The organism is Vibrio sp. YT-19(2023) (assembly GCF_033337395.1).
On sequence record NZ_JAWOQN010000011.1, the window covers coordinates 64,625 to 89,456 of the forward strand.

The 24,832-nt window shown below is 45.2% G+C and carries 19 protein-coding genes and 1 pseudogene; 12 read left to right on the plus strand and 8 right to left on the minus strand.

The genetic code is table 11. The annotated features are described in order from the left end of the window. Nucleotide 1 precedes the first annotated feature (1 nt). Entirely contained in the window at nt 2-532 is a 531-nt protein-coding gene (gene hpt / locus R7E78_RS10465; protein WP_005379995.1) for a hypoxanthine phosphoribosyltransferase, read from the plus strand. Between the two features lie 76 nt (nt 533-608). Here hpt and can read toward each other — a convergent pair whose 3' ends face one another. Continuing rightward, nucleotides 609-1,277 carry a carbonate dehydratase gene (gene can, locus R7E78_RS10470; protein ID WP_213907281.1) on the minus strand — a complete coding sequence of 223 codons (669 nt, stop codon included), beginning with the start codon at nt 1,275-1,277 and terminating at the stop codon, nt 609-611. A 281-nt stretch (nt 1,278-1,558) separates the two neighbouring features. Between can and R7E78_RS10475 the strand changes: the two genes are divergently transcribed. The 4 genes and pseudogenes from R7E78_RS10475 (at nt 1,559) to R7E78_RS10490 (ending at nt 6,224) form a co-directional block, all read left to right on the plus strand. Continuing rightward, nucleotides 1,559-3,229: a SulP family inorganic anion transporter gene (locus R7E78_RS10475; protein ID WP_005379997.1), complete on the plus strand. Its 1,671-nt coding sequence runs from the start codon at nt 1,559-1,561 to the stop codon at nt 3,227-3,229. Between the two features lie 250 nt (nt 3,230-3,479). Continuing rightward, nucleotides 3,480-4,397 carry an ABC transporter ATP-binding protein gene (locus tag R7E78_RS10480; RefSeq protein ID WP_005380000.1) on the plus strand — a complete coding sequence of 306 codons (918 nt, stop codon included), beginning with the start codon at nt 3,480-3,482 and terminating at the stop codon, nt 4,395-4,397. Beyond that, nucleotides 4,398-5,168: an ABC transporter permease gene (locus R7E78_RS10485; protein ID WP_005386598.1), complete on the plus strand. Its 771-nt coding sequence runs from the start codon at nt 4,398-4,400 to the stop codon at nt 5,166-5,168. 127 nt (nt 5,169-5,295) lie between these two features. Then, a pseudogene (locus tag R7E78_RS10490) lies at nt 5,296-6,224 on the plus strand (Kdo(2)-lipid IV(A) acyltransferase). Nucleotides 6,225-6,277: 53 nt separating this feature from the next. Here the strand turns inward: R7E78_RS10490 and panC are convergent. The 7 genes from panC to sfsA form a co-directional block, all read right to left on the minus strand. Further along, entirely contained in the window at nt 6,278-7,183 is a 906-nt protein-coding gene (panC, locus tag R7E78_RS10495; protein WP_065274834.1) for a pantoate--beta-alanine ligase, read from the minus strand. An 11-nt stretch (nt 7,184-7,194) separates the two neighbouring features. Next, the gene (panB, locus tag R7E78_RS10500; RefSeq protein WP_054574817.1) at nt 7,195-7,989 is read right to left on the minus strand and encodes a 3-methyl-2-oxobutanoate hydroxymethyltransferase; all 795 of its coding nucleotides are present in this window, start codon (nt 7,987-7,989) and stop codon (nt 7,195-7,197) included. A 24-nt stretch (nt 7,990-8,013) separates the two neighbouring features. After that, nucleotides 8,014-8,499 carry a 2-amino-4-hydroxy-6-hydroxymethyldihydropteridine diphosphokinase gene (folK, locus tag R7E78_RS10505; protein ID WP_017635910.1) on the minus strand — a complete coding sequence of 162 codons (486 nt, stop codon included), beginning with the start codon at nt 8,497-8,499 and terminating at the stop codon, nt 8,014-8,016. Continuing rightward, complete coding sequence (gene pcnB / locus R7E78_RS10510) at nt 8,496-9,863, minus strand: polynucleotide adenylyltransferase PcnB (protein WP_005386589.1); 1,368 nt, start codon at nt 9,861-9,863, stop codon at nt 8,496-8,498. Before pcnB ends, folK begins: the two co-directional genes overlap by 4 nt. Before the next feature lie 102 nt (nt 9,864-9,965). Next, a complete protein-coding gene (gene gluQRS, locus R7E78_RS10515) occupies nt 9,966-10,829 on the minus strand; it encodes a tRNA glutamyl-Q(34) synthetase GluQRS (RefSeq protein WP_047102653.1) in 864 nt (287 codons plus the stop codon). Nucleotides 10,830-10,924: 95 nt separating this feature from the next. Continuing rightward, entirely contained in the window at nt 10,925-11,371 is a 447-nt protein-coding gene (gene dksA / locus R7E78_RS10520; RefSeq protein ID WP_005386584.1) for an RNA polymerase-binding protein DksA, read from the minus strand. Between the two features lie 136 nt (nt 11,372-11,507). Next, entirely contained in the window at nt 11,508-12,224 is a 717-nt protein-coding gene (gene sfsA / locus R7E78_RS10525) for a DNA/RNA nuclease SfsA (protein WP_262640633.1), read from the minus strand. A 33-nt stretch (nt 12,225-12,257) separates the two neighbouring features. On the opposite strand from sfsA, the gene hrpB reads away from it, so the two are divergent. The 7 genes from hrpB to R7E78_RS10560 all read left to right on the plus strand — a co-directional run bounded on the left by hrpB (nt 12,258) and on the right by R7E78_RS10560 (nt 24,695). Beyond that, entirely contained in the window at nt 12,258-14,759 is a 2,502-nt protein-coding gene (gene hrpB / locus R7E78_RS10530; RefSeq protein ID WP_206169861.1) for an ATP-dependent helicase HrpB, read from the plus strand. Further along, the gene (gene mrcB / locus R7E78_RS10535) at nt 14,752-17,124 is read left to right on the plus strand and encodes a penicillin-binding protein 1B (protein WP_262640634.1); all 2,373 of its coding nucleotides are present in this window, start codon (nt 14,752-14,754) and stop codon (nt 17,122-17,124) included. Before hrpB ends, mrcB begins: the two co-directional genes overlap by 8 nt. A 122-nt stretch (nt 17,125-17,246) precedes the next feature. Continuing rightward, nucleotides 17,247-19,577 carry a patatin-like phospholipase family protein gene (locus R7E78_RS10540; protein WP_262640635.1) on the plus strand — a complete coding sequence of 777 codons (2,331 nt, stop codon included), beginning with the start codon at nt 17,247-17,249 and terminating at the stop codon, nt 19,575-19,577. A 268-nt stretch (nt 19,578-19,845) separates the two neighbouring features. Further along, nucleotides 19,846-22,443: a bifunctional aconitate hydratase 2/2-methylisocitrate dehydratase gene (gene acnB, locus R7E78_RS10545; RefSeq protein WP_005380009.1), complete on the plus strand. Its 2,598-nt coding sequence runs from the start codon at nt 19,846-19,848 to the stop codon at nt 22,441-22,443. A gap of 99 nt (nt 22,444-22,542) precedes the next feature. Then, on the plus strand, nt 22,543-22,911 hold the full coding sequence (locus R7E78_RS10550; RefSeq protein WP_017635908.1) for a YacL family protein: 369 nt from the start codon (nt 22,543-22,545) through the stop codon (nt 22,909-22,911). Nucleotides 22,912-23,099: 188 nt separating this feature from the next. Then, nucleotides 23,100-23,438 carry a P-II family nitrogen regulator gene (locus tag R7E78_RS10555; protein WP_318057878.1) on the plus strand — a complete coding sequence of 113 codons (339 nt, stop codon included), beginning with the start codon at nt 23,100-23,102 and terminating at the stop codon, nt 23,436-23,438. Between the two features lie 27 nt (nt 23,439-23,465). After that, the gene (locus R7E78_RS10560) at nt 23,466-24,695 is read left to right on the plus strand and encodes an ammonium transporter (protein WP_047102648.1); all 1,230 of its coding nucleotides are present in this window, start codon (nt 23,466-23,468) and stop codon (nt 24,693-24,695) included. Nucleotides 24,696-24,832 lie beyond the last annotated feature (137 nt).

A 24,832-nucleotide genomic window follows, 5' to 3' on the forward strand; every position in this document is an offset into this window, starting at 1 on the left:
TATGAAACATACAATAGAAGTCATGATTTCTGAGCAAGAAGTTCAGGAGCGAGTTCGTGAATTAGGCAAACAAATTACAGAGCGTTATCAAGGTAGTGAAGATCTTGTGTTGGTAGGCTTATTGCGTGGCTCATTTGTATTTATGGCAGACTTGGCACGTGCTATCGAACTGACTCACCAAGTTGATTTTATGACTGCGTCAAGCTACGGCAATACGATGGAAAGCTCACGTGACGTTCGTATCTTGAAAGATTTGGATGATGACATCAAAGGTAAAGACATTCTGCTTGTTGAAGACATCATTGACACTGGTAACACACTAAATAAAATCCGTGAGATTCTTTCGCTACGTGAGCCGAAGTCTATCGCTATTTGTACGCTCCTAGATAAGCCATCTCGTCGTGAAGTGAATGTTCCTGTGGATTGGATTGGTTTCGAAATTCCAGATGAATTTGTCGTTGGGGTGGGTATTGATTACGCGCAGAAATACCGCCACTTACCATACATCGGTAAAGTTGTACCTCAAGAATAATCATTGAGTTCAGCATTAAAAATATAAAAAACGCCCATCTAAGATGGGCGTTTTTCGTTCAACTTTTAGATATGACTTAGCGACAAAGGAGCTTGTTGTCTGTATTTAGAATCGTCGAAAGAGCTTTCTGGTAAGACGCTTCTACGGTTTCCTTAGAGTTAGAACGAATGCCTAAGTACTCTAAGCGACCATCTTCAATTCCGTATACCACACCATGAATTTCAACATCTTGCCCACGCTCCCAAGCGTTTTGCAGGATGGTTGAGTTACCCAAGTTGTACACTTGCTCTGCAACATTAAGCTCGCCTAGTTTATCCGCTCGATCTTGTTGCGGCATTTGATCTAGGTATGTGCGGTATTTGAAATAGATATCTCTGATATGTAACAGCCAATTATTAATAAGACCTAGCTTAGGGTTATCAATGGCTGCATTTACGCCACCACATCCATAGTGTCCACAGACAATGATGTGTTTAACCTTAAGAACGTCTACGGCGTACTGGACGACAGATAGACAGTTGAGATCAGTATGGATAACTTGGTTTGCAACATTCCGATGAACAAAGAGTTCACCTGAGTATAGCCCGGTTAGTCGCTCGGCAGGAACGCGGCTATCAGAGCAGCCAATCCAAAGAAAATCAGGCTTTTGCCCCTCAGCGAGTTTTGCGAAGTATTCAGGTCGATCAGATTTGATCTCTTGAGACCATTTCGAATTGTTTTCAAATAACTGTTTTATTTCCGGCATTTTGCAAACTACTTCCCTTAAAAGACAAAATCGCTGCCGCTGTTTGTGTGCACATGCAAGCGATCAGTGTTGTAACTATACACAATGTTACAATTTCGATCTCGTTAAATATTCGTCAGATAGGACTCATCTGACTAGTTTTCATTAAGAAAAAAGTAAAATCTGGTGAAACTATTTGTGGTGTGAATTTAGCCTTAATCTATTTATGGTTTAAATTTTCGCCTAGCTCGTTAAAGTAGTGATATTTTACTTTTTAAAATTGAATGCAGGGAAAATCAGCAGTGTTCGGTAGTCGTTTTGAAGATATCAATTTCAAAGGGGATGTATTTGGCGGGGTAACCACGGCGATTATCTCTCTCCCTCTGGCGTTAGCGTTTGGTGTTGCATCCGGAGCCGGGGCTGAGGCCGGCCTTTGGGGGGCAATAATGGTCGGTTTGTTTGCCTCGTTATTTGGTGGTTCTAATACGTTAATATCAGAACCGACAGGGCCAATGACGGTAATCATGACCGCAGTATTAACCAGTATGATGGCGAAATACCCAGAAACGGGCATGGCTATGACTTTCACGGTTGTCATGATGGCTGGCGCGTTCCAAATCCTATTGGGGACATTAAAACTGGGTAAATACGTTACCTTGATGCCTTACAGCGTTATTTCCGGTTTTATGTCTGGCATAGGTGTGATTCTTATCATTCTGCAGTTATCGCCTTTGATGGGGCATGCTGCGCCTTCAGGGGGAGTACTCGGAACGTTATCTGCTTTGCCGGAGACCATTTCTAACCTTAAGTTCAGTGAGTTGTTTTTGGGACTACTGACTTTGGGGATTCTTTTTTTCTTCCCTAAGCAATATCGTAAATACGTTCCTGCACAGCTCGTGGCATTGGTCGCGGTGACTTTATTGTCTGTGATTCTCTTTGATACAGAAGATATTCGTCGTATCGGTGAAATTCCTGCTGGGTTACCTTCTCTCGTCGCCCCTTATATTGACACAGATATGTTTGTCGAGATGGTCATTGATGCATTAGTGCTAGGCACATTAGGTTGTATTGATACTTTGTTAACGGCGGTTATCGGTGACTCATTAACTCGTAAAGAACACGACTCAGATAAAGAGCTGCGAGGTCAAGGGTTAGCTAACATGATCTCAGGCTTGTTTGGTGCGCTGCCGGGGGCGGGGGCTACCATGGGGACGGTAACGAATATCCAAGTTGGGGCTCGTTCGCCATTATCTGGTGTGATTCGTGCACTAATGTTGGCGTTGGTTGTACTGGTTGCTGGCGGATTAACAGAGCCAATCCCGATGGCTGTGTTAGCAGGCATTGCGGTGTATGTTGGCTTTAACATCCTAGACTGGAGCTTTATTCAGAGGGCACATAAGGTAAGCTTTTCCGGAATGGCGGTGATGTATGGCGTTATGTTGCTTACAGTATTCGTTGATCTTATCGTTGCGGTGGGTTTAGGCGTCTTTATCTCGAACATTATCATCATCGAGCGTTTGAGCCGAGAGCAGGCGCGACAAGTAAAAGCGATCAGCGACGCGGATGAAGATGATGTGCCGCTGACTGACAGCGAGCGTGGTTTGTTGGATCGTGCTAATGGTAAAGTGCTGTTCTTTTATCTTTCCGGTCCGATGATCTTTAGTGTTTCTAAAGCCATTTCACGTCAGCACTCTAGTATTTCGGACTATGACGTGATGATTCTCGATCTTACGGATGTACCAATGATTGATGTAACCGTCGGTTTGGCGTTAGAGAATGCGATTAAGGATGCTCTCGATGCCAATTGTGCCGTGTATTTATTATGCCCGAATGAGCGAACACGAGAACAGCTAGAGAAATTCCATGTGATTGACCTTGTCCCGGATGAAAATATGTACCAATTCCGTTACGAAGCATTGAATGCGGCGGTGGCACATGTTGAGGCAGACCAGTATCAGCGCATAACGGCGTAATCATTCTGACAGTTAAAAACGCAACAGTTTCCTGTTGCGTTTTTTTATGCTCTATTTTGTCTTACTTAGAGATAACCTTTACGAGGTAAGGGTTATATTTCCAATATTATCGAAAGGTTTATTTGTAATCATCGTTATTCAACGATAAACTGATGGACCTCCAGTACGATACCCAAGGCGATTTTGTAGTAAACCGCTGCTAAATATGAGTCGGTATTAGTAATCACAAACAAACGGCAATCAAGACCTTATGTACGCATTAGAAATTGAACAATTGCGCAAGACGTATGCAGGTGGCTTTGAGGCGTTAAAAGGTATAAGTCTCCAAGTGAAAAAGGGTGACTTCTACGCGCTTCTGGGTCCCAATGGTGCAGGAAAATCGACCACGATTGGCATCATTTCCTCCTTAGTGAATAAAACCTCCGGAACGACGAAAGTTTTCGGTTATGACATTGATACCGACCTCGAATTGGCCAAGCAGAATTTAGGCTTGGTGCCACAGGAGTTCAACTTCAACCAGTTTGAAACCGTTGAGCAAATTGTGATGCAGCAAGCTGGCTATTACGGTGTGTCTAAAGTATTAGCCAAAGAAAGAGCAGAAAAATACCTGAAAAAATTGGATTTATGGGAAAAACGCCAAGAGCGTGCTCGTAACCTATCCGGTGGGATGAAGCGTCGTTTAATGATCGCAAGAGCTTTGATGCACGAGCCGCAATTACTCATTTTAGATGAACCAACGGCTGGAGTGGATATTGAACTACGCCGCTCAATGTGGGGGTTTCTGAAAGAGATCAACCAAGAGCAAGGAATTACGATTATTTTAACGACACACTACCTAGAAGAAGCGGAGATGCTGTGTCGAAATATCGGCATTATTAATCGTGGTGAGCTGATTGAAAATACCACCATGAAGGCGTTACTAGGTAAGCTAAGCGTCGAGACATTTATCTTGGATATTGAGTCAGAAGTCGAGGTGCCTGAGCTTGAAGGTGTTAATCGACAAAGTATTGTTGATGGCTCTTTAGAGATAGAACTAGATAAGAGCCAAGGATTGAATTCGGTATTCAGTCAGTTAACAGAGCATGGCATTAAAGTTCTCTCAATGCGTAACAAAGCCAACCGACTTGAAGAGTTGTTTGTCAGCATTGTAAGAGAGGGGAGTAATTAAATGTACGGTTTATATTGGACGGCATTTCGCAGCTTGCTGAGCAAAGAAGTTACTCGTTTTACACGTATTTGGGTGCAAACCTTAGTGCCGCCAGCCATTACGATGACGTTGTACTTCATCATTTTCGGCAATCTTATTGGCTCTCGAATTGGTGAGATGAGCGGCTTTAGTTACATGGAGTACATTGTTCCAGGTTTGATCATGATGTCGGTGATCACTAACTCATACTCGAACGTGGCGTCGTCATTCTTTAGTGCAAAGCTACAGAAGAATATTGAAGAACTGCTGGTGGCACCGGTACCAAACTATGTGATTATTGCTGGCTATGTGATGGGCGGCGTGACTCGAGGTTTGTTGGTCGGTGCAATTGTTACTTGTGTGTCACTTTTGTTCGTTGATTTGCAAGTGGAGCACTGGGGCATTATTGTCGCGACTGTCTTCATGACGTCGGTTGTATTTGCTCTCGGTGGCTTGATCAATGCGGTTTACGCAAAAACGTTTGATGATATTTCGATCATCCCTACGTTTGTATTGACTCCTTTAACTTACTTGGGAGGAGTCTTTTATTCGATCAGTCTGCTGCCTGAATTTTGGCAAGGCGTTTCTAAGATCAACCCAATCGTCTACATGGTGAATGCGTTCCGCTACGGCTTTTTAGGTGTCTCGGATGTGGGCATTGTCACTTCATTTAGTGTACTTGCAGTGTTTGTTGTTGCACTGTATGCCATTGCGCATTATCTAGTAACCAAAGGGATTGGGCTAAGAAGCTAAGCCATTCTCATAAAGCAAAGAGCGGCGATTCACGCTGCTCTTTCGCGTGCATAACAATACATACCCATACAATTTTTCGGTTTTTATCATGGTAGGTTTCAATCATTTGTAATAAATGAGTGATCCTATGAATATTGTCCCGCCGCCGCCTTTCTCCTATCAGTTACTTAAGCCCAAATATTGGTCTGTATGGCTGGCATTTGGATCTTTAGCGATTCTTGTTAATGTACTGCCATACGTAGTATTGCGAATCTTAGGTAGAAGCATCGGCTGTATTGCGATGCATGTAATGAAGCGCCGACACAAGATCGCTCTGCGTAATCTCCAGCTGTGTTTCCCTGATTTTACGGATTGGCAATGTAAGGACGTAGTACGAAAAAACTTTCAATATACTGGAATGGCGATCATCGAAACCGGTATCGCTTGGTTTTGGCCAGATTGGCGGATACGTCGGATAACCTCTATTGTTGGAAAAGATCGTTTACTCGCTGAGGAAAAGAATGGACGTGGTGTGTTGGTGGTGTGCAGTCACCATTTAAACTTGGAGATAACCGCTCGTATTTTTAGCCAGTTTGCCCAAGGTTATGGCGTTATCGCCCAAATTCGAATCCTGCTTATGAGTTTATTCAACATCGAGGTCGAACTCGTTTTGGACATCAAATGATTGATCGAAAAGACGTGAAATCAATGCTCAAAGTTCTGAAGAATGGTCATCGACTTTGGTATTTACCCGACCATGATTATGGCGTTAGCCATTCTGTTTTTGCGCCGTTTTTTGCTGTTGAACAAGCGGCGAGTACCGTCGGGTCTAGTGTTCTCATTGATGCAACAAAGTGCGCGGTTATATCTGGCGTTACAGTGAGTAAAAATCACCATTACACGCTGTACATTGGAAAAGACATTAGCGAGCGTTTCGAGAGACGTAATGCGGTTAAAGCGGCAAGCATCTTGAACCAAGAGCTTGAGAAAATGATAAAACGTGATATTCCAGCGTGGATGTGGCTGCACAAGCGGTTTAAAACTCGCCCTGAAGGGTTAGATTGCGTCTATACGTAGAGTATAAAAAAGGTCGACTAAGAGTCGACCTTTTTACTTTTATGGCTCAGAGCTTACTCTGCGTTCTCTGAGTTTGTATTGTTAGATTCAGCTTCTTCCTTCGTTTCGACAACCATATCTACCGTTTGGTTATCGATAAGACGAGCTTTGCCTAGGAACGCAGACATCAGAATAACAGCTTGTGTCGTTTCTGGTGTGATCACTTGTAATGTACGAGCATCACGAATGAAGATCTCATCAGGGTGCAGACCTGCAGCTCGAAGTTGGTCGCTTGCATCTTCGATGATCGATGCGTAGTCATCGCGGCCACCGCGAATGGCACTACTGATCCAACGCATTGTACGAGCAAGTACAGGAGCGCGTTGACGCTCGTCCAGCGTAAGCAAGCCATTGCGTGAACTCATTGCTAAACCGTCCATTTCACGTACGGTTGGTACACCGATGATTTCAATGTCCATTGCTAGGTCATCAACCATCTTGCGGATAACAGCAAGTTGTTGGAAGTCCTTCTCGCCGAAGCACGCGACATCCGGTTGTACGATGTTAAACAGCTTATTCACAATCGTCGTCACGCCACGGAAATGACCTGGTCGAGACGCGCCTTCGAGAATTGTTGATAGGCCAGGGACATCGACGAAGGTTTGCTTATCCAGACCTTCAGGGTAGATAACTTCTGGTGTTGGCGTAAATACCACATCGACCCCTTCAGAAGTTAACTTGCTTAAGTCTTCCTCTAGCGTGCGTGGGTAATTATTTAAATCGTCAGCACGATCAAACTGCATCGGATTAACAAAGATGCTTACGACAACGATATCAGCGTATTCGCGTGCTTTACGCACTAAAGTTAAGTGGCCTTCGTGAAGGTTGCCCATGGTAGGGACAAACGCCACTTTACGACCTTCACGTTTAAAGGTTTTAAGGTGTTCACGAACTGCTGAGATTTCCGCAAAAGTTTGCATGCATTTATCCTCTAGGCAATGGTATGAGCGTCGTCTGGGAATACACCGTTGGCTACATCTTCAATGTATTTAGTAACGGCTTTGCGCATATCACCTGTTTCAGCAAGAAAGTTTTTGGAGAATTTCGGCATGTAGTTGGCAGAAATACCGAACATATCATGCATCACGAGAATTTGACCATCTGTTACGTTACCTGCACCAATACCGATAACAGGAACGTCAAGCACTTGCGTAATACGTTCAGCAAGCTCAGCTGGTACGCATTCTAGTAAGACGATTTGAGCGCCTGCTTCTTGCAGCGCTAATGCGTCTTTTACCATGCGGTCTGCTTTTTCTTGATCGCGACCTTGGATTTTGTAACCACCAAAAATATTAACAGCTTGAGGAGTTAAACCAAGATGAGCACAAACTGGAACTGATCGTTCAGTGAGCATTTTCACCGTGTCGACAAGCCAGTCACCACCTTCAATTTTTACCATATTGGCACCAGCACGCATCAGTTTAGCCGCACTTTCGCAAGCTTGCTCTGGCGTGGTGTAGCTCATGAATGGCATGTCTGCCATCAACAAACAATTTGGGCTACCAGCACGTACGCAACGAGTATGGTAAGCGATATCATCGACCGTTACTGGCAGAGTATCGTTGTGACCTTGCAAAACCATACCTAGAGAATCACCAACAAGAAGTACTGGCATTTCTTGGCTTTCAAACAGTTGGGCAAAGCTCGCATCATAAGCGGTTGAAGTAGCAAATTTACGACCTTCTTGCTTCCACTTGATTAGGTCGTTGATGGTCATTTTTTTCATGGTTTTATCCTTACTAGGAGTTGGCTATGACTGCCAGATACTGAGGCCGTTTCTATCTACTTGTTCCAGTAGTTCAGAGACCTCGGTCCCATCAGGGAGTTGTAAACTTGGTGCAATTTCCGCAAGAGGGTAGAGTACGAATTCACGCTCTTTCATTCCATAATGAGGAACGATCAGCCTCTCGGAATTAATCACCTCATTGCCATAAAGCACAATGTCGAGGTCCAAGGTTCTTGGTCCCCAGCGTTCGTCTTTACGGACACGCCCTTGTTCTTGCTCTATAGCTTGTGTGCAATTGAGCAATTCAATAGGCGTCAAACTGGTGTTAATAGACACAACCGCATTGATGTAATCCGGTTGGTTTTGTGGCCCCATTGGCGTGCTGCTGTATAGCGAAGAAGCTTGAACAAACTCTGATTTAGGCAGCGTTTTTAATGCTTCAATCGCTTGCTTCGCTTGGCTGACAGGATCCGCCAAGTTACTGCCTACCGCAATGTACGCTGTAATCATGATTTGGGCTTACTCTTTTTCTTGCGATAAGTTTTACGGCGGCGCTGGCCTGTTTTCGGTGATTGACCGTCTAAGTCGGCAGCCATTGCTTGACGCATTTCTCGGCCTGCATTTTGAAAAGTTTCCCACCACTTGGCAAGCTTCTGAGTGTCACCACCTTCAATTTCACCGCGCATTTCAAGAAAATCAAAGCCAGCTCTAAATTTATTGAGCTCCATAAGACGGAATGCACGTTTACCGTTACGTCGTGGAAGACGAAGCTGTAACTGCCAAATCTCGCGAATGGTTGCGGTGTGGCGTCTTGGAATGGCAATTGTGCGAACTTGCTCGTCAAGAATGATGTTGCTCGCTTCCATAATGGCGTCGTAATGGCCTAAGTTGCGCTCTTCCATCAGTTCATCGGCTTTCGCACACAGTGGGTACCACAGCATTGCAGCAAACATAAATGCTGGATTGATGCGTTTCCCATCTTCGATGCGCATGTCGGTAGAATCTAGGACAAGATCCAACATCTGCTCAGTATGAGAGGAGTAATCTTCTGTAAAGTGCGCTGCAATCGTCGGGAATAGTTGCTGGAATAGGTTGTACTCACGCAGTAGGTGGTAGGTTTCTAAGCCATGACCGGATTGCAATAATTTGAGTGACTCTTCAAAAAGACGCGCTGACGGAATGTCACCGAGCAACGGTGCCATGTGTTCGATTGGCGCTGCGGTGTCTTCTTCAATATCAAAGTCTAGTTTTACCGCGAAACGAACCGCACGCAGCATGCGCACAGGGTCTTCACGGTAGCGTGTTTCTGGATCACCAATCAGTCGAATTAGGCGATCTTCTAAATCTTCAATACCACGTGCGTAGTCGTGAATCGAGTAATCTGCGATGTTGTAGTACATCGAGTTAATCGTGAAATCACGGCGCTCAGCATCTTCATCGATGGTGCCGTAGACGTTGTCACGCAGCAGCATACCCTCTTTTGATTGCTGAGAAATGCTCTTATTCTTTTGCTCTTGGTGGTGACCACGGAATGTCGCAACCTCAATGATGTCTCGGCCAAACATAATATGAGCCAAGCGGAAGCGGCGACCAATCAAACGGCAGTTACGAAATAGCTGTTTGATCTGTTCCGGCGTTGCGTTGGTCGCAATGTCAAAATCTTTTGGTTTTTGTCCAAGCAGTAAGTCTCGAACCCCGCCACCCACAAGAAAAGCATCGAAACCAGCACCATTTAGGCGGTACAGTACCTTCAGCGCATTATCACTGATCTGCTTACGCGAAATGTTGTGCTCTTCACGAGTTATTACATTGAGAGCGAGCTCTGGAATTGTGGCAGGTTCGCTTGGTGTATAGTCGTTTGTATTCATGTGCATCTGGCAATAACTGGGTTTAATCCAATCTTGCTTTGGTTAGTTTTATACGCCTCTAGGGCCTAATTTGCGGCTAATGATAGCCTACACAATGCCATTTGAGAATCACGGTGTGATCTCGATCTCTGCTGGAAGCTGTTCCAACCGCCAGTTTTCGCAGCCCCAACGAAGAATATCTTCTATGTTGGCCGCCCTTACGGTTTCAGGTATCTCGAAACCTAAAAATGTCATGGCGCGCAATAGAGTAGGTTTTGGTGTATCTATATCAATAGCCGTCGCGTGATTTTGTTTCGACAATTTATTGCCGTTGTTGTCCATCGCCAATGGTAAATGCAAGTAGCTAACTTCAGGCTGACCAAGTATTTGGTACAGGCTAATTTGACGCCCTGTCGGCTCGATTAAGTCTGCACCTCGCACGACTTCTGTGACGCCTTGGTCGATGTCGTCTAATACTACCGCAAGATTATAAGCAAATAATCCATCTCGACGTTTAATAATGAAATCTTCATTAACGAGTTGCTCTGGAATCGTAATGGTTCCCTGCTTTTGGTCGAGGAAATGAGCGACAGGCTTGGTCATTTTTAGGCGAATCGCGCCGTCTTTCAAGTTTTTATCGCGGCAAGTGCCAGGATAAAAACCGCCATGCTCTTTAATTTGCTTACGAGTACATTGGCAATAATAGGCTTCTCCATTTTCGAGCCATTTGTTTATTTGAGCTTGGTAAAGGTCGTGACGTTCGCTCTGGTATACCACTTCTCCATCCCAATGCAGCTGATAGGCCTTGAGTGCCTCTAGGATAAGTTGCGCTGCACCTGGCATTTCTCTTGGTGGGTCTAAGTCCTCAATACGTACTAACCAAGCTCCGTTTTGTGCTTTCGCTTGAAAATAACTGCCAAGAGCGGCAATCAGTGAACCAAAATGCAGTGGACCAGAAGGAGATGGGGCGAATCGACCTACATAGCGTGTCATGCGTGTATCTCGAATTTAGTAAACAAATAGGGTGCGAAGATAGCCAAAACAAAAAGGGAGCCTGAGCTCCCTTCAACAATCATAATGCTGGGTGATTAACCTTGCATTTGCTTCTCTTTGATTTCTGCAAGTGTTTTACAGTCAATACAAAGGTCAGCGGTTGGACGTGCTTCAAGACGGCGAACGCCAATCTCTACGCCACAAGACTCACAGAAGCCAAAATCGTCTTCTTTGATTTTATCCAAAGTCTTTTCAATCTTCTTGATCAAACGGCGTTCGCGGTCACGGTTACGCAGTTCTAGGCTGAACTCTTCCTCTTGAGAGGCGCGGTCAACTGGATCTGGGAAGTTTGCTGCTTCGTCCTGCATGTGGTGAACAGTACGATCCACTTCAGCTCTTAGCTGGTCGCGCCAAGCTGTTAAGATTTTCGTAAAGTGTTCAACCTGCTCTGGTGACATGTACTCTTCACCAGGTTTTTCCTGATATGGCTCCACGCCGGCAATGGCTAGGATGCCTATCGTTTTCTTCTTTGATTCTGGCATACAGCATCTCCTACTTACACCTAGTCAACTGCTACGCAGTCAATTTAAGGCGGGTATCTATAGCAAAAAGAGGCGGTGCAAGCAAATACTGAATCGCAAAGTTATCGTCAATGTGAAGACGACATCATTTTTTCTCTTAATTGATAAAATCAATAGCGGAAATCAGCTTCATTCCAGTATCGCTCAGTTCAGCGTTGTAGCAGAGAACTTCCACTCCAGCGTCTTGTGCTTGTTTGAGTAATAGTGAATATTTCGCGTCTATATGGTGCGCCGCGGATACTTTTTCAATACCTGAATGTAAAACAGTGAATAAAAGTATGGCTCTACTTCCATTTTGTGCCATTTCTGTGAGCTCTCTCAGGTGTTTTTGTCCCCGAGTCGTGACCGCATCTGGGAAGTATCCTTGTCCAGTAGAGTCGGTCTCATCAAGAAGAGTGACGCTTTTCACTTCTATATAGCACTTTGGCTTGTCGTCTGCGCTGAGCAAGATATCAATTCGGCTATTTTCATTGCCGTATTTCACCTCAGTTTGAAGTGTGTCATAACCACAAAGCTCTGAAATGACATTATTTTCAATAGCCTCTACGGCTAATTGATTGGCACGCGCGGTGTTGATACAAATACGGTGGCCTTGTTCGGTCTCACTCAACTCCCAACTATTGGGGTATTTTCGTTTCGGGTTGTCGGAAGTAGAAAACCAAACCTTGTTTCCGGGCGTTGCACAACCCGTCATTGCACCTGTATTTGCGCAGTGGATTGTACGGATTTCACCAGTATCGAGCTCGATATCGGCAAGAAAGCGTTTATAGCGTTTGAGTAGAGTGGCGGACTCTAAAGCGGGTGTGAAATGCATTTGCTTATTTAGACAAAAAATTTTTTATGTACAATGTTGCCATCATTACACCATAAGGTATTTCCTTTGTCACAATTGCCGATTGAAGCCGTGATGCCTGAGTTGCTGACGGCGGTCAAAAATCAACATCAAGTGATCGTAAAAGCGGCGCCTGGTGCCGGTAAGTCGACTTACTTCCCTTTGCAGTTACTCTTAAATCATTCGGTTGCTGGAAAAATCATCATGCTTGAGCCAAGACGACTCGCGGCGCGTAACATTGCCCGTTATCTTGCTGAGCAATTGGGAGAGCAAGTAGGTCAACGCGTGGGTTATCGAGTCCGTGGTGAGGCAAAGGTAAGTTCTGCAACGCAGCTGGAGATCGTGACCGAAGGGATCATGACTCGGATGATTCAAACGGACCCGGAGTTGGATGGGGTTGATCTACTGATCTTTGATGAGTTTCATGAACGCAGCATTCATGCCGATACCGCTTTGGCATTCAGTTTAGAAGTTCAAGAGGCATTGCGAGACGATCTCAAGCTGGTGGTAATGTCGGCAACGCTTGACCAACAAGCATTACAATCGTTGTTGCCAGAAGCCAGTTACATTGAATCTGAAGGGCGCAGCTTTGATGTGGCAATGCGCTACCAGCCGTTAGGTGTGAACGAGCATTTACCTACGAGTATGGCAAAAACAATAGAAAGTCTTATGAACAAAGAGTCTGGATCTTTGTTAGCTTTCCTACCGGGTGTTGGTGCCATAAAACAAGTTGAAGAGCGGTTGTCTCATTTAGCGGATGATATCGACGTATGCCCACTTTATGGTCAACTGAGTTTTGCAGATCAACAAAAAGCGATTACGCCAGCAGAACAAGGTAAGCGTAAAGTCGTTCTAGCGACCAACATTGCAGAAACTTCACTAACGATTGAAGGCATTCGCCTCGTCGTTGATTCTGGGTTAGAGCGTGTTGCCCGCTTTGATTTGAAAAACGGTTTAACACGCTTAGAGCAAACACGCATTGCACAGTCTTCAGCGATTCAGCGTGCAGGACGAGCGGGACGAATAGAAGAGGGCATTTGTGTTCGTCTTTATTCTGAAAGCCAGTTCAAGCAGCAACCGCTGGTTCCCCAACCCGAAATTTTGCATTCCGATTTGGCTAGTTTAGTTATGGAGCTTGCCTTTTGGGGAGCGAGTGATATCCACGCTCTAAAGTGGCTTGATGTTCCAGCTAATGCGTCATTGGAACAAGCGAAGCAGCTATTGGTGTCATTGGGACTACTGACGGAAAAAGGGCAATTAACGTCCGAAGGAAAACAGGCGCATGAACTAGGCGTTGAGCCTCGTGCGGCTGCGATGCTAATTAAAGCGCAATCTTACAGTGATAAGATGTTAAATGCTGCTTTGACGGCGGTCGCACTGATTGAAGAGCCAGAGAGGAGTGTTACCAATATCGCTCATAGCTTGCATCGTTGGCTTGTTGGTACTCATCCAAAAAAGTCGATGTTGTTCAAGCGTGCTCAATCTCTAGCGTACAAATTGGATACGGTATTTGACCTGAAAGGCGTGGATGAAGATGCATTACCGCTGGTGTTAAGTTTGGCATTTCCAGATCGCATTGCGCAGCAGCGCACAAATCAATTTGGGCGATTTACTTTGGCTAATGGTCATGGTGCAGAATGTCGTCAGGAAGACATGCTAGGTGGCTGTGAGTATTTGGTTGCCGTTGACTTAATGCGTTCTCATTCTAACTCAAGTCAAATTCATTCGGCATGTGAATTGGATGTCAATATATTGCGAACGACCTTTGATACGCTATTTTCGTCTGAAGAAGTAGTGGGCTGGGATGAAAAAAGAGGCCGTCTAATAGCTGAGCGACAAACAAAACTCGGCCTGCTAGTCGTTGAAAGCGAGCCGTTGCCAAGCCCGGGCAAAGAAAAAATGACACAAGCTTTACTCACGTATGTCCGCCGCCAGGGCTTACAGAGTCTAAACTGGACACCGGCAGCGGAGAGCTTGTTGGCTCGGATTCGTTGTGCGGTGGAATGGTTACCTGAGCAGTCATGGCCAGTGTTTGATGAAGCCAGTTTGCTGGATTCATTAGAGGAGTGGTTAGAACCATACATGACGTCTGTCAGCTCGGTTAAAGACCTGAGCAAGATAAACTTGGTCGAAGCGCTTAATGCTCTATTAGGTTGGCCACTCAATCAACAACTGGATGAATGGTTACCTGAGCATTACCAACTACCCACAGGTTCAAAGAAGCGTATCCGTTACCAATATGGCCACGAGCCGATATTATCGGTGCGTATGCAAGAAGTATTTGGGGAGAGTGGTTCCCCAACGGTGGCTCTTGGCCGCAAGCGTTTGGTGCTTGAACTGCTTTCACCGGCACAACGTCCATTGCAAGTAACGTCGGACTTGGCGGCTTTCTGGAACGGAAGCTACAAAGACGTTCAAAAAGAGATGAAAGGGCGCTACCCAAAACACGTTTGGCCAGATGATCCTGCCAATCATGTAGCAACAACGAAAACAAAAAGACAATTGAATAATGACTGACAGCAAGAAGCCTAGCGCGAAAAAAGCGCCAGCGAAGAAAAGTACAACCAATAAAGGAACCGCAAAACAGACTCGACGTACGCCGAGTAAAAAGCCGACTAACGAGAAACGTTCGTGGTTGAAAGTTCTGTGGTCGTTTAGCTGGAAAGCTGGCGTTGCACTTGCCGCTGTTTTGCTGTTTGTTGGGATTTACTTAGATAGTGTGGTGAAAGAACGCTTTGAAGGCCAGCTGTTTGAGCTGCCAACGGTGGTTTATGCCCGTATCTTGAATCTAAGCCCTGGTGAGAATATCACCATCCAAGAACTGCGCAACGAGCTAGATGTGTTGAATTACCGTAAAGTGAGTCAACCTCGTTACCCAGGCGAATATTCCTCTTCTTCCACTCGGATTGAATTGATTCGTCGTCCATTCGAGTTTGCCGATGGTCCCGAGCCGGATCGTCACATTATGCTGCATTTCTCTGATTCCGGCTTGCAACGTATTCAGTCTTTAGAATCTCGAGGAGACCTTGGTTACTTGCGCCTAGAACCGAAGATGTTGGGCATGCTGGAGAAAGACCGTGATGAACAGCGTCTTTTCTTACGTCGTGATCAGTTCCCTGAAATTTTAGTGGATGCACTGCTTGCGACCGAAGACCGGGATTTTTATCAACATGACGGGGTGTCACCGCTGGCGATTGCACGTGCATTGGTTGCGAACATTAAGGCCGGCCGTACTGTTCAAGGTGGTAGTACGCTGACTCAGCAATTGGCAAAAAACCTGTTTTTGACTCGTGATAAAACACTGTGGCGTAAAGTTCGAGAAGCGTATATCGCGCTAATTTTGGATTACCGTTACAGCAAAGATCGTATCTTAGAAGCCTACCTCAACGAAGTGTACCTAGGTCAAAGTGGAGGTGAAGCGATCCACGGGTTTGGCTTGGCGTCGCGTTACTATTTTGGGCAGCCAATTCAGGAGTTGCGAATCGATCAGCTGGCGATGTTAGTTGGGATGGTAAAAGGACCGTCTTACTACAACCCAATTCGTTACCCTGAGAGAACGAAAGAGCGTCGTGATCTCGTTCTGCGCCTGTTAATGCAGCAAAACATGTTGACTTCAGAGCAGTATGAACAAGCTGTAAGTCGTCCACTCGATACGCAAAGCAAGCCACGTATTGCGAGCCGTCAGCCAGCTTATTTCCAACAATTGAGTATTGAATTAAAAGAAAAAGTTGGGGAGCGATTTAAGGCAGGGACCGGACTGCGCGTATTTACGTCTCTGGACCCAGTATCGCAAAGCAAAATGGAACAAGCTATCGCGAAAAAGATCCCAGAACTAGCTAAACGGGGTGGTAAAGAGTTAGAAGCCGCAGCTGTGGCCGTTGATCGCCATAGTGGTGAAATCCGTGCGATGGTAGGTGGTAAACGTGTCGGTTATGAAGGCTTTAACCGCGCGCTCAATGCCAGTCGTCCGATTGGTTCTTTAGTGAAACCAGCGATTTACTTAACGGCTCTAGAACAACCGGATAAATACAACCTAGGCACGACGCTACACGACACGCCGTTAAGTCTGAAGAGCAGTAAAGGTAACGTGTGGACGCCGCGCAACTACGATAGAAAATATCGTGGTGATGTACCACTTTACATTGCTTTAGCGAAATCACTCAACGTACCAACCGTGCGCTTAGGTATGGCACTTGGCATTCCTGAAGTCTCCAATACTTTAGAGCGTTTGGGCGTGAACAAAGACGAAATTCGCCCAGTGCCTTCGATGTTTTTGGGTTCGTTTTCTTTGACGCCATTCGAAGTTGCACAGATGTATCAGACTCTGACGAATTCAGGTAAGCGTGCAAAACTGACCGCTCTGCGCTCAGTCATGGATATGGAAGGTAATGTGCTGTATCAATCCTTGCCTCGTTCATCAAGAGCCGTGGATGAACAAGCTGCATGGCTAACGACCTACGCGATGAAACAAGGGGTTGCTCAAGGCACTGGCCGCTTCTTACAAAGCCAGTTTGGTTGGGCTGCATTGGCAGGAAAAACGGGTACCAGTAATGACAACCGCGATAGTTGGTTTGTCGGTGTTGATGGTCGTGAGGTGACGACAATTTGGCTAGGCCGCGACGATAATAAACCCGTGAATCTAACGGGGTCGAGTGGTGCATTACGAGTGTACGCAGAGTACTTGAAGCAGCGTATTCCTGAGCGCTTAGAGCTCCCATGGCCAAGAGAAATCACCACATTAGGGTTCAAGCCTACATCTGATGGAGGTTTAGAAATGAACTGCCGTAGTGATTACAAACTGCCGGTTTGGGATAAAACCGGTCAGATAAAGCAACAGTGTGAGAAGAAATCAAACTGGTTAAATAGCATATTTGATTGGTAGCATCGCCAAATCAACAACATTAGCTTGTTTATCTGATTAATTCTTAGTACATATTAGGGCGTGTTAGTACAGTACTGCTAGCACGCCCTACTTGATCAGATATTCAATAAAGGAAGAAGTGAATGTTCAAAAAGCTGTTATCAAGCCCATCGGTTCGCAACTTTGCGCTTTGGGTTAGTACCTTTTTGATGATCACTCCTTCTGTTTCCCTCGCAAACTCTCTAACAAAAACGGATGACTTGGAACCTCGACCAAAGGTGGCGGTTGTGCTCGCTGGTGGCGGAGCGAAAGGGGCGGCACACATTGGAGTTTTAAAAGCATTGGAAGAAATGCAGATTCCTGTGGATATTGTGACCGGTACCAGTATGGGCGCCTATGTGGGTGGGCTTTATGCCACGGGGATGAGTGCTGATGAAATCGAGAGTTTTATCTACACCGTCGATTGGGGCAGCGGTTATCGAGATCGTGTTGACCGTAGCCAACGTAGAGTTCGTGACAAAGAGTATGAAGACCGCTATCAAATTAATACCGACCTCGGCTTAAGATTCGGTGAGGTACGAGCACCAACGGGTGTGGTGCAAGGCCAGAACATGTTGCGAGTATTGCGTGAGACTACAGGGAACTTAGGGCGATTCGATTCTTTTGATGATCTTGCCATTCCCTATCGTTCTGTTGCGAGAGATATTCTTGCCCTAGAAGAAGTCGTACTGGGCAATGGTTACCTTGTGGACGCCATGATGGCTAGCATGTCTGTACCAGGAGCGCTTCCTCCCTATAAGCTCAATGGCCATATGCTTGTCGATGGCGGTGTCGTCAATAACATGCCTGTCGATGTGGCTCGCGCCATGGGGGCTGATGTCGTTATTGCCGTCGATATTAGCACCGACTACAAAACCGAAGATGAATTTACGGGGCTGTTTACTGTCGCGGACCAACTCTCTAACTATCTCGTTCGTCGTAGTACACAACAGCAAGTGGACGAGCTTGAACCTCAAGATATCTATATTCGTCCCAATGTGGGCACCATGGAAACTGTCGAGTTCGACAAAATGCCTTGGGCTTTTCAAGCTGGGTACGATATTACCAAGCAGTTAAAAGACAAGCTGAAAGGGTTGCGCTTGTCCAATGCGGACTATCAAAAATACATCGATCGCAAACAAGAAGTTCGTAAAACTTTGATTTATGGCGATCAGCGTGTGGTTGATGACATAGTGATTGTTAATAACACGCACTACAGCGATGTGTTGTTGACGAATCGTATTGAATTAGAAACCGGACGTCGTATTTCAACGGCCGAAATTGAGAAAGCCGTTGAAAACCTCTACGCGTTAGATCGGTTCGAGCTCATCACTTATCACTTTGAAGAGGTTGATGGTGAGACATTGTTGGTTTTTGATGTTAACGAGAAGTCGTGGGGGCCTAATTATCTCAACTTCCGATTTTTTCTTGAAGATGACTTCGATACAGATAGCCAGTACGGCATAGGAATATCGACCAACTTTACCAATTTAAACTCTCATGGCGCGGAGTTGGCGTTCAACGTAGAAATGGGCACGGATAAGCTGATTGAAGCTGAGTTGTATTCCCCTGTTTTATCTAGCCAAGAACTTTTTGTATCGGGGCGAATTTCCTATGGTAGTGAGAGCCGAAACTTACCTTTAACAGAGCCTCAAGCACCAGGTTTAGAGTCAGTAAATGACTTTTTTCCGGTCACTTACGATGATTTTACAACAGAGTTAGCGATAGGTATCCAACCCACATTGTGGCAAGAACTTCGATTTGGCGCTCGCTACTCAACCGGAGATATTGAGCTTTCTACTTTGGCTTCTGCTGGTAAATTGGATTTTGAACGTCGTGGCCTGTTTGCCAATTATCGCCTAGATACACTTGATGATTTCGCATTTCCGACTCGTGGGCTTTTAGTCGATCTCGAATATTTAGTGTCTCATGATCAAAGTCCTCAAGGCGTTAGCCTTTTAGAAACTGACAAAATTATTGAAGATACCGTTTATGAAATCTCTGCACGATTTAAAGGTGCAGTGAGTCATCAGCGTCATACTTTAGTCGGACATGCTGAATATAGTTTTGTAGAGAGTAAAAACTCATCTTTACCGCTTGATCCCAGAGAGTTGGGCGGCTTCTTAAGCCTATCGGGAATCCCAAGAAATAGCCTGATCGGACAGAACTTATTTTTCAGCAGTTTGGTGTACCGATATAAGTGGTTTGATAATGATTTCGGATTGTTTGAAGCTCCAGTCTACCTGGGCGCATCGGTCGAATATGGCGGTGTTTGGTCTGATAATGATCTGAAACTAAACGAAGCGCCGCTTTACAATGCTGGCTCCATCTTCTTTGGTGTTGACTCACCAATAGGACCAATAATGTTGGCATACGGTCGTACCGAGCAAGATTTGGATGCTGTGTATTTGATCGTAGGAACATCGTTTAATTAATCGGGTATGAGAAAGCAAAAACTTGGCATATTTGGTCAAAATTAGCAGAACTTTAGTCGTAAGTTGCTATGTTGGTCAAAATGATAAGATTTTAATTTAAGGTTAAATTTGCTATTATTTTGCCCACAGTTTGGCCTCTACGGCGCTGTTTCTCAATCATAATTGAATGAAAACAAGGGCAATGGAGAGCCAAGTTTCCAAGGATGTTCACTCCTTTACTTTAACAATAGTAATAATAGAGGAGGAACCGCAATGAGAGGAAAAAGTCGTGCTTGAAGCCTACCGTAAACACGTCGAAGAGCGTGCTGCTGAAGGAGTTGTTCCTAAACCGCTAGACGCAGAACAAGTTGCTGGACTTGTAGAACTTCTGAAAAATCCCCCGCAAGGTGAAGAAGAAGTCATTCTTGACCTACTTGAAAACCGTATCCCTCCAGGTGTTGATGAAGCTGCTTATGTAAAAGCGGGTTTCCTAACAGCAGTAGCAAAAGGTGAAGTTAAATCACCATTAGTGAGTCGTGAAAAAGCGGCTGAACTGCTAGGCACTATGCAAGGTGGTTACAACATCGAACCGCTAGTTGAGCTATTGGATGATGAAGCACTGGCAGAGATCGCAGTAAAAGCGCTGTCTCATACGCTGCTGATGTTTGATGCTTTCTATGACGTAGAAGAGAAAGCGAAAGCAGGCAATGCGCATGCACAGAAAGTACTTCAATCATGGGCTGATGCTGAGTGGTTCCTTTCTAAGCCTAAGCTTGAAGAAAAAGTCACTCTAACCGTATTTAAAGTAACAGGTGAAACGAACACGGATGACCTTTCACCTGCACCTGACGCTTGGTCTCGCCCTGATATCCCAGTACACGCACTGGCGATGCTTAAAAACGAGCGTGAAGGAATAAACCCTGATCAACCGGGTACTATTGGCCCGATCAAGCAAATTGAAGAGTTAAAAGACAAAGGCCATCAATTGGTTTACGTTGGTGATGTTGTTGGTACTGGCTCTTCACGTAAATCTGCAACCAACTCAGTGCTTTGGTTTATGGGTGATGATATCCCTTACGTTCCAAACAAACGAGCTGGTGGGTATGTGCTTGGTGGCAAAATTGCCCCTATCTTCTTTAACACAATGGAAGATGCTGGCGCACTACCAATCGAAGTTGACGTAACTAAGCTCAACATGGGCGATGTTATCGATGTTTACCCATATGAAGGTAAAGTTTGCAACCACGAAACTGGTGAGGTTCTAGCTGAGTTTTCGCTAAAAACAGAAGTACTGATTGATGAAGTTCGTGCTGGTGGTCGTATCCCATTGATCATCGGTCGTGGTTTGACAGACAAAGCGCGTCAATCGCTAGGTCTTGAGCCTTCGGACGTATTCCGCAAACCAGGTGAAATCGCAGATTCTGGCAAGGGTTACACGCTTGCACAGAAAATGGTTGGTAAAGCATGTGGCGTAGAAGGCATCCGTCCTGGAACCTACTGTGAGCCGAAAATGACGACAGTAGGTTCGCAAGATACTACTGGCCCTATGACTCGTGATGAACTTAAAGACTTGGCGTGTCTCGGCTTCTCTGCTGATCTTGTCATGCAGTCTTTCTGTCACACATCGGCTTATCCAAAACCAGTAGACGTTAACACTCACCATACACTTCCGGACTTTATTATGAACCGCGGTGGTGTATCTCTTCGTCCTGGTGACGGTATTATCCACTCATGGCTAAACCGTATGCTACTACCGGATACTGTCGGTACGGGTGGTGACTCACATACTCGTTTCCCTCTGGGTATTTCATTCCCAGCCGGCTCGGGCTTGGTTGCCTTTGCAGCTGCGACAGGCGTTATGCCGCTAGACATGCCAGAGTCAATCTTGGTTCGTTTTAAAGGTGAGATGCAACCGGGTATTACACTGCGTGATCTTGTTCATGCCATCCCTTACTACGCGATTCAGCAAGGTCTACTAACGGTAGAAAAAGCGGGCAAGATCAACGAATTTTCTGGCCGTATCCTTGAGATTGAAGGCTTAGAAACGCTAACGGTTGAGCAAGCATTTGAGCTTTCTGATGCATCTGCAGAGCGTTCGGCGGCAGGTTGTACTGTGAAATTGTCTCAAGAGTCGATCGAAGAGTACTTAAACTCTAATATCGTGATGCTGAAGTGGATGATCTCTGAAGGCTACGGTGATCGCCGTACTATCGAGCGCCGTATTACTGCAATGCAAGAGTGGCTAGCAAACCCTGAGCTGATGCAAGCAGATAAAGACGCTGAATACGCACATGTGATTGAAATCGATATGGCTGAAATCAATGAGCCAGTACTATGTGCACCGAATGACCCAGATGACGCTCGTTTGTTGTCTGAAGTACAAGGCACAGCGATTGATGAAGTGTTCATCGGTTCTTGTATGACGAACATCGGTCACTTCCGCGCAGCAGGTAAATTGCTTGATAAGTTCAATGGCCAGTTAGCGACGCGCCTTTGGGTAGCGCCACCAACAAAGATGGATAAAGACCAACTGATTGAAGAAGGCTACTACGGTATCTTCGGACGTGCAGGGGTTCGTATTGAAACGCCAGGGTGTTCACTTTGTATGGGTAACCAAGCGCGTGTTGCAGATAAATCAACAGTAATGTCGACTTCAACGCGTAACTTCCCGAACCGTCTGGGTACTGGTGCGAATGTTTACCTATCGTCAGCTGAGCTAGCTGCAGTAGGTGCAATCCTAGGTAAGATTCCAACCAAAGAAGAATACCTAGAATACGCGAAGCAAATCGACGCTACGGCAACGGATACGTACCGCTACTTGAACTTCCATAAAATGGATCAATACACCAAGAAAGCGGACGAAGTGATCTTCCAAGAACCGGCATAATCAGAAATGCACAATTCAAAAGCACCTCACATGAGGTGCTTTTTTTATGGGAGCAATTCGCTATACTCGCACCAAATTGATACGAAATAGGCAATCTCGGTGGAATTTGAATTCATTCGTAACACGTTGATGGGCGAGTACTACGTAAAATGTAGCATGGGACATGAGATTGTAGGGCGCTGGTTGCAAGAAGAAATTGGTAAAGATCCGATGAAGATTGCACAGGTTGAAAAGCTAATTGAGCGGTCATTTTCAGCGCCTTCTCAGGAGCATAACCTTACAGGCACGGAAATTAGCTTGATGATTCAGGGCGACGAAGTTCTTGTACAAGAAAACGCATTAGCCCATGAATATGATGTCGAGATGGAAAGTGAGTTCGACTTCTACAATGCAGAAAGTACAGCAAGTTGTGGGATAGAGGATTTCATGGCACTTATCGAACAGTGGAAAGACTTTTTGAACATTTAATGCACAGTTTTGGGTAACTTCTCTGCCGTTGCTTTAAATTTGTGAAAAGGGCGCACCGATATGGTGCGCCCTTTTTGTTTATAGATATGTAAATTGAGGTTAGTTTTTATTATTCAATAACTTAAAAACTTGGCACGTAGATTGGATTATAAGAAGTGTTTCAGGATGAAAGCTTCGGAGATAACTCAATGAAAATAATCAATGCCATTATTAAGCCGTTTAAATTAGACGATGTACGAGAAGCATTGGCTGATGTCGGTATCGAAGGGATGACAGTATCAGAAGTTAAAGGGTTCGGTCGTCAAAAAGGTCACACGGAATTGTATCGCGGTGCAGAGTATCAAGTCGATTTTCTACCAAAGGTGAAAATTGAAATCGCGACTCACGCAGACAATGTAGATCGCGTTGTTGAAGCAATTACAAAAGCTGCGCAAACCGGAAAAATCGGCGACGGTAAAATTTTTGTTTACGATCTGAACCAAGCGGTGCGTATCCGAACTGGCGAAATGGACGCAGAAGTACTTTAAGAATTCAAAGGATTGGAGATACTTATTATGGAATTAGCAACAACAGTAACCGAGTTACGTTACGCACTTGACACCTTTTTCTTCCTCATTTCCGGTGCGTTGGTAATGTGGATGGCAGCAGGCTTTGCGATGCTAGAGGCTGGCCTTGTGCGCTCTAAAAACACAACAGAAATTCTTACGAAGAACATCTGTTTGTACGCCATCGCATGTACGATGTTTCTGATTGTCGGTTATAACATCATGTATGTCGATAACGGAGAAGGAGGCTGGTTACCTTCATTTGGTACGCTAATTGGTACTCAAGGTGAAGGGGCCGACCACTCTTTAGAGTCTGACTTCTTCTTCCAAGTTGTCTTCGTTGCAACTGCCATGTCCGTCGTTTCTGGTGCGGTAGCTGAGCGCATGAAGCTTTGGTCTTTCTTGATTTTCTCAGCGATTTTAACTGCGTTTATCTATCCAATGGAAGGTTACTGGACATGGGGTGGAGGCTTCCTAGCAGAAGCTGGATTTAGTGACTTTGCGGGTTCTGGTATCGTACATATGGCAGGTGCTTCTGCTGCTCTTGCTGGTGTGTTACTGCTTGGCGCGCGTAAGGGTAAGTACGGTAAAAATGGTGAAATTTATCCGATTCCAGGTTCTAACATGCCTTTGGCAACGTTGGGTACTTTTATCCTTTGGTTTGGCTGGTTTGGATTTAACGGTGGTTCTCAGTTGATGGTTTCAGATTTTGAGAATGCTACAGCGGTAGGTCAGATCTTTCTAAACACTAACGCAGCAGCGGCTGCTGGTGCAATTGCGGCGCTATTCGTTTGTAAAACTACTTGGGGTAAAGCCGATTTAACGATGATCCTCAATGGCGCGCTAGCTGGCTTGGTTGCCATCACTGCAGACCCTCTATCGCCATCACCACTGTACGCGGTTGCGATTGGTGCGGTGTCGGGTGCACTAGTAGTATTCAGTATCATTGCTCTAGATAAACTTAAAATTGACGATCCAGTAGGTGCTATCTCAGTTCACGGTGTGTGTGGTTTCTTCGGCCTAATGGTAGTGCCACTGAGCAACGGTGATGCAACGTTTGGTGCACAGCTTTTAGGTGCCGTAGTTATCTTTGCTTGGGTATTTGGTGCTAGCCTAGTTGTGTGGGCAATCTTGAAAGCGACCGTTGGGATTCGCGTTACAGAAGATGAAGAAATGGAAGGTATGGACATGCATGATTGTGGTGTTGGTGCTTACCCAGAGTTTGTTACGGTGAAATAATCATTAGCTTGTAATAAATGGTTACACACTTAACACAATAAAACCTGCTCCGATGAGCAGGTTTTTTAATATTCGTCATTGTCTTCTTATTGAACATACATATAATAACGCAACTGATAAACGTTATCATTAGCATG